A 291-nucleotide genomic window follows, 5' to 3' on the forward strand; every position below is an offset into this window, starting at 1 on the left:
CGACGTTTATCATGCAATGTGTTCGGATCGCGTGTATCAAAAGGCAAAGTCCCCGTATGTGGTTGTAGAGCAATTGGTACAAGATAGCTTTGGAAAGCTGGACCCTTCCATTGTTCATACGTTCGTAGATGGAATCACGCAGTTTGCTGTGGGAACCCTAGTGGAACTAAGCGACGGTACCATAGGCAAGATTGTTTTTACAGACAAAAAACATCCGACAAGACCTATGGTTGAAACGGGTGGTCATATTGTCAATTTGGCTGAATCTCGTCATGTATCAATCGTAAAAGT

The 291-nt window shown here is 43.6% G+C and carries 1 pseudogene; it reads left to right on the plus strand.

Features of this window, described 5'->3' with window-relative positions:
* A pseudogene (locus tag EDM52_RS25035) lies at nucleotides 1–291 on the plus strand (HD-GYP domain-containing protein); the annotation flags it as partial.

The sequence above is a fragment of the Brevibacillus invocatus genome (genome assembly GCF_003710915.1).
Lineage (GTDB): Bacteria > Bacillota > Bacilli > Brevibacillales > Brevibacillaceae > Brevibacillus > Brevibacillus invocatus.